General features: G+C 55.3%; 7 protein-coding genes. 5 read left to right on the forward strand and 2 right to left on the reverse strand.

The features are described from left to right. The 4 genes from B3Z49_RS10185 to B3Z49_RS10200 all read left to right on the forward strand — a co-directional run. On the forward strand, nucleotides 1–825 hold an 825-nt coding region (locus tag B3Z49_RS10185), incomplete at its 5' end, for a substrate-binding domain-containing protein (RefSeq protein ID WP_296990532.1). Between the two features lie 181 nt (nucleotides 826–1006). Then, nucleotides 1007–2089 (forward strand): ABC transporter permease, encoded by a 1083-nt coding sequence (locus tag B3Z49_RS10190; protein ID WP_296990533.1) that lies wholly within the window; start codon nucleotides 1007–1009, stop codon nucleotides 2087–2089. Next, nucleotides 2086–2880 (forward strand): ATP-binding cassette domain-containing protein, encoded by a 795-nt coding sequence (locus tag B3Z49_RS10195; protein WP_296990535.1) that lies wholly within the window; start codon nucleotides 2086–2088, stop codon nucleotides 2878–2880. The genes B3Z49_RS10190 and B3Z49_RS10195 overlap by 4 nt, the downstream gene beginning before the upstream one ends. Nucleotides 2881–2913: 33 nt before the next feature. Then, nucleotides 2914–3543 carry a nucleoside triphosphate hydrolase gene (locus B3Z49_RS10200; protein WP_296990537.1) on the forward strand — a complete coding sequence of 210 codons (630 nt, stop codon included), beginning with the start codon at nucleotides 2914–2916 and terminating at the stop codon, nucleotides 3541–3543. Here the strand turns inward: B3Z49_RS10200 and B3Z49_RS10205 are convergent. After that, nucleotides 3530–4414, reverse strand: coding sequence for a LysR family transcriptional regulator (locus B3Z49_RS10205; RefSeq protein WP_296990539.1), 885 nt, complete (start codon nucleotides 4412–4414; stop codon nucleotides 3530–3532). The genes B3Z49_RS10200 and B3Z49_RS10205 overlap by 14 nt on opposite strands. Nucleotides 4415–4529: 115 nt before the next feature. Here B3Z49_RS10205 and B3Z49_RS10210 point away from each other — a divergent pair, with 115 nt between their 5' ends. Next, on the forward strand, nucleotides 4530–5123 hold the full coding sequence (locus tag B3Z49_RS10210; protein ID WP_296990541.1) for a cysteine hydrolase family protein: 594 nt from the start codon (nucleotides 4530–4532) through the stop codon (nucleotides 5121–5123). Nucleotides 5124–5201: 78 nt separating this feature from the next. Here B3Z49_RS10210 and B3Z49_RS10215 read toward each other — a convergent pair. Then, nucleotides 5202–5441, reverse strand: a 240-nt coding sequence (locus B3Z49_RS10215) for an SDR family oxidoreductase (protein WP_296990543.1), incomplete at its 5' end; no start/stop codon positions are given.

Genomic DNA, 5441 nt, shown 5'->3' on the forward strand with positions numbered 1-5441 from the left:
GATGGCGACCATGAAACACAGGTTCAGGCCATCGAGTCTTGCATCGCATCGGGTGCCAAGGGCATCCTTCTGACCGCATCGGACACCAAGGCGATTGTTCCGGTTGTCAAAAAGGCCCGCGATGCCGGCCTGATCGTGATTGCACTTGATACGCCGCTTGAGCCGATTGATGCCGCCGATGCGACCTTTGCCACCGATAACTTCAAGGCCGGTGAACTGATCGGTCGGTGGGCGGCGGCCAAGCTAGGTGACAAGGCAGCAGACGCCAAGATCGCCCTGCTTGACCTGACGCCAAGTGCACCGTCGGTTGATGTGCTGCGCGATCAGGGCTTCCTGAAAGGTTTCGGGATCGACATCAAGGACCCCAACAAGATCGGGGACGAGGATGACGACCGGATCGTTGGCCATGACGTGACCAACGGCAACGAAGAAGGCGGCCGTACTGCGATGGAAAACCTGATGCAGCGCGATTCTGATATCAATGTGGTTTACACCATCAACGAACCGGCCGCTGCCGGTGCCTATGAGGCACTGAAATCGTTTGGCATGGAAGACGGTGTTCTGATCGTGTCGGTCGATGGCGGTTGCCCGGGTGTTCTGAACGTCAAAGACGGTGTTATTGGCGCAACGTCGCAGCAATACCCGCTTGATATGGCCTACAAGGGCATTGAAGCCATCAAGCAGTGGGCCGAAACTGGTGAAAAGCCGAAAACAACCGAAGGTCTTAACTTCTATGACACGGGTGTGAACCTTGTGACCGACGAGCCGGTTGACGGCGTTCCATCCATCAGCGTCGAAGAAGGTATGAATCGCTGCTGGGGTTAAGCCCGGGCTTATTCTGACCTGCGTCGAAGGAGGGCAGTATTATCCCCTGCCCTCCTTCTCCCAATTTGCTTTACACTTGGTATGGCACCCAAATGAACCAACCGGCCATTAGAGTCGGGAGCGTGTCTGTAAACAGAGCAGCAATGACTGATCCTGTTTTCAACCAGGTCCGGAGGAAACGATGAGCGAGACACCAAAATCGTCGCGCCAGAAACAGGAATTCGAGCACGCGCTTGAGTCCAGCGACAGCAACGTCGCGCAGTTCGAACATAAACACCGCAGTTTTTTCGGCAACGTGCAGCATTTTTTGCATGGCAACCCGACCATGGTGCCGGTGATTGTTCTGATATTTTCGATCATCATTTTCGGCTTTGTCGCCGGCAGTAAATTCTTTTCGCCCTTTAACCTGTCGCTGATCATGCAGCAGGTATCGATCATCGGCATTCTGGCCGCGGCGCAAAGCCTTGTGATCCTGACGGCCGGGATTGATCTTTCGGTCGGTGCGATCATGGTTCTGATGTCGGTCATTATGGGCCAGCTTGCCGTCACCATCGGCATTCCAGCGCCGATTGCCATTATCATTGGCTGTATCGGCGGGATCTGTGCCGGGGGGCTGAACGGGTTCCTGGTGACCCGGATCAAGTTACCGCCGTTTATCGTGACGCTCGGCACCTGGAATATTTTCTTTGCGCTTAACCTTTGGCTTTCAGGCGCGCAGTCGATCCGAAGCCAGACACTTGATGAAATTGCCCCGCTTTTGAAATTCTTTGGCGAAAGCATCGCGCTTGGCGGGGCCCGGATTACTTATGGGTCGATCCTGATGCTGGTGATTTTCGGGGTGCTTTGGTACATCCTTAATCACACCAGTTGGGGGCGGCATGTCTATGCCATCGGCGATGACAAGGAAGCGGCCGAACTTTCGGGCATTCGCACCAACCGCACCCTGATTACGGTTTATTGCCTTGCAGGCCTTGTTTGTGCGATTGGCGCCTGGGCATCAATCGGACGTGTTGGGTCTGTCTCGCCACAGAGTTTTCAGGAAGCCAACCTGCAATCGATTACGGCTGTTGTCATCGGGGGTATCTCGCTGTTTGGTGGGCGCGGATCGATCATTGGTCCCTTGATCGGGGCGTTGATTGTTGGCGTGTTTAATTCCGGCCTTCGCCTTGCGGGGGTGGATGTTCTTTGGCAGGTCTTTGCCATCGGCTGGCTGACCATTATTGCTGTCGCCATTGACCAGTGGATCAGAAAGGTGTCGTCATGAGCAACACTTCCCAATCTGTGCAACCTGTTCTGAAGGCACGCGGCATCGTCAAACGATATGGTCGTGTTACGGCCCTTAACTATGCCGATTTTGATCTTTATCCCGGCGAGGTTCTTGCCGTGATCGGCGATAACGGGGCGGGGAAATCATCACTGATCAAGGCGCTTTCAGGGGCTGTGACCATTGATGAAGGCAGTATAGAGCTTGATGGCAAGCCGATCCAGTTCACATCACCGATGGAGGCCCGCGAAGCCGGGATTGAAACGGTTTATCAGAACCTTGCACTTTCGCCGGCACTTTCGATTGCTGACAACATGTTCATGGGCCGCGAACTTCGCAAGAAGGGCATCATGGGCAAGTATTTCGGGGCGCTGGACCATAAGGAAATGCAGCGTCTGGCACGTGAAAAGCTGACCGATCTTGGCCTGATGACCATTCAGAACATCAATCAGGCGGTTGAAACCCTTTCGGGTGGGCAGCGCCAGGGTGTTGCGGTTGCCCGTGCAGCCGCCTTCGGATCGCGTGTGGTGATCATGGATGAACCGACCGCGGCATTGGGCGTTAAGGAAAGCCGTCGCGTGCTCGATCTGATTGCCGATGTGAAGGCGCGCGGCATGCCGATTGTGCTGATTTCGCACAACATGCCGCATGTCTTCGAGGTCGCCGATCGCATTCATGTGCATCGGCTGGGCAAACGTCTTTGCACCATCAAACCCGATGACTACAGCATGTCAGACGCGGTTGCCTTCATGACGGGGGCCAAGGAGCCACCGGCAGAAGAAGCCGCATAAAATAACGTACCCGGATATGAGAAGCCCAGTTTCATGACACCTGATCTCGACGCGCTGGCAGACGCCATTCGCGCCAAGCACGCCGACAAGGGCCGCATTCTTGTTGCCATCGTCGGTGCACCAGCCTCGGGCAAGTCAACTTTGTCCGACCGGCTTTATCACCATCTGGGGGGTGATAAAGCCGGGGCTGCTGTGGTGCCGATGGACGGGTTTCATTTTGACAATGCCGTTCTGGAAGAACGCGATCTTCTGGAGCGCAAGGGTGCGCCAGAGACATTCGATGTCGGCGGTCTCAAACGTACACTTGTCGCGCTTCGCGACACGCCAAACGAAGACGTTTGCGTCCCGCTGTTTGACCGGACACTTGAAATATCGCGTGGCTCAGCCCGGATGATTACGCCTGATCACAAGATCATTCTGGTCGAGGGCAATTACCTTTTGCTTGATCAAACACCATGGAACCAACTCCACGGCCTGTTTGATCTTTCGATCTATCTTGATGTGACTGAGGAAAAACTGCGTGCGCGCCTGATGGAACGGTGGCGGTCGTTTGGCTTTGATGATGATGGTGCCCGCGCCAAGGCAGAAACAAATGACCTGCCCAATGCCATAACCGTCGCACGCCTCAGCAAACTGGCCGACATCGTGGTTACGGGCGGCTGATAAACTCCCCATCCAGAAGAATGTTCACCAGCCAGTCCGCAACCGCACGAACCGGTGGCAGGTGGCGTTTGTCCTGATGGGTCAGAAGCCAGACTTCACGCCCCGTTGGGTGATACCCGTCAAGTTGGGTAAGCATGTCAATCCGCGCCCCGACACAGATCGGCAGGAGCGCACAACAGGCATGCTCCGCCATCATCGACACCATAATCGATCCGCGATTGGCATAGCCGATGGTTTTGCGATCCGGGAAATGATCCGACAGCCACTTCTGTTCGGGCTTATCGGCAAAGAATTCATCAAAATCAATCCACGGCAGTTTTGTCGGATCAAGTGCCTCCAGAGGCAGACCATTGGGATTGCAAAAGACGCCATATTCAAGACGGCCAAGGCGTCGGATATGAAACGCGCCGGTTTCAGGACGGGCAAGGCGGATGGCGATATCGGTTTCGCGTTGTGGCAGACTGAGATTGCGGTTGGCCCCGATCAATTCCAGCGCAATACCCGGATATAGCCGATGCAAGGACGCCATGTGCGGGGCGACACAATCTTGCAAGATTGCATCCACCCCGGTCAGCCGGACGATGCCGCTAATTTGATTGGTATCCTGATCGGTCTGCGGATCCCCGACCAAAAGGCCAGATACCGTTTCCTGCATCTGTAATGCGGTCTGCAGCAATGCCTGTGCGCGGGCGGCTGGCGCAACGGCACGGCCATCGCGATGTAGCACGCTATAGCCTACCCAGTCCTCAAGACGCGCAATCCGGCGCGCCACCGTGGTTTGGTTTACCCCCAATTCACGGGCAGCGGCACTCATATTCCCGGCCTGACAGACCAAGGCAAAGGTCCGCAATCCTTCCCAATCAAGGGACATAACAAGCTCCAGGTTCCTGCGTATTTGCAGATATTAGCCGAATTAATGCCGATGGATAATGCAAATTCGCAGATCAATAATGGGACATCAAAACCATTATCCAAAGGATCAAGACATGACTGCACAGACCATCTTTGATATCGCCGGTGCTGTTCTGCCGACCGGAACACCCAAGGACGCCGCATTGATTGTGATTGATGCGCAGGAAGAATACCGCGATGGCAAATTGAAGCTGTCCGGGCTTTCGCCGGCCCTTGCCAATATCCAGACGCTTCTGGCCCATTGGCGCGATCAGGGCGGCACCGTGATCCATGTGCAGCACCATGCAGAAGGCCTGTTTGATCCAAGCGGCCCCTATGCCGCGATCATGCCCGAAGTTGCGCCGCGTGAAGGTGAAGCGGTCCTGACCAAATCCGTACCGAGCTCTTTTGGCAATACCAACCTTGAAGAGCTTCTGACAAAAGCTGGCCTCAAACATGTTGTTCTTACGGGCTTTATGACGCATGTCTGTGTCTCGACCACCGCACGGGTTGCCGATGAAAAGGGGCTGGCGGTGAGTGTTGTTTCAGACGCCACCGCGACACGCGACCTGCTTGATGCCATTACCGGAAACACTGTTCCGGCTGCTGATATTCATAACCACGAACTCACCATGCTGGCCGACACCTTTGCCAAGATTGTCACCACAAAAGACATCCTTGCCGCATAACCGCATGCAAGCCCGCCTTCGAAACAAAAAACGCCCCGCAAAATCTGCGGGGCGTTTTGTATTTTGGCCCAATGCCGGTCAGAACATATGCTGACCGCCATTGATCGACAGGCAGGAGCCGGTGATGAAGCCGGAATTCGGGCCGCAGAGATACAGGATCGCCTGGGCGATCTCATCGGCCTCGCCCAGTCGTCCGACCGGGATTTTGGAAATAATACCTTCAAGCACCTTTTCCGGAACAGCCGCCACCATGTCGGTATTGATATAGCCCGGTGCGATGGTGTTGACCGTAATGCCTTTGCGCGCGACTTCCTGGGC

Origin of the sequence: Thalassospira sp. UBA1131 (assembly GCF_002311515.1) — a bacterium.
Lineage (GTDB): Bacteria > Pseudomonadota > Alphaproteobacteria > Rhodospirillales > Thalassospiraceae > Thalassospira.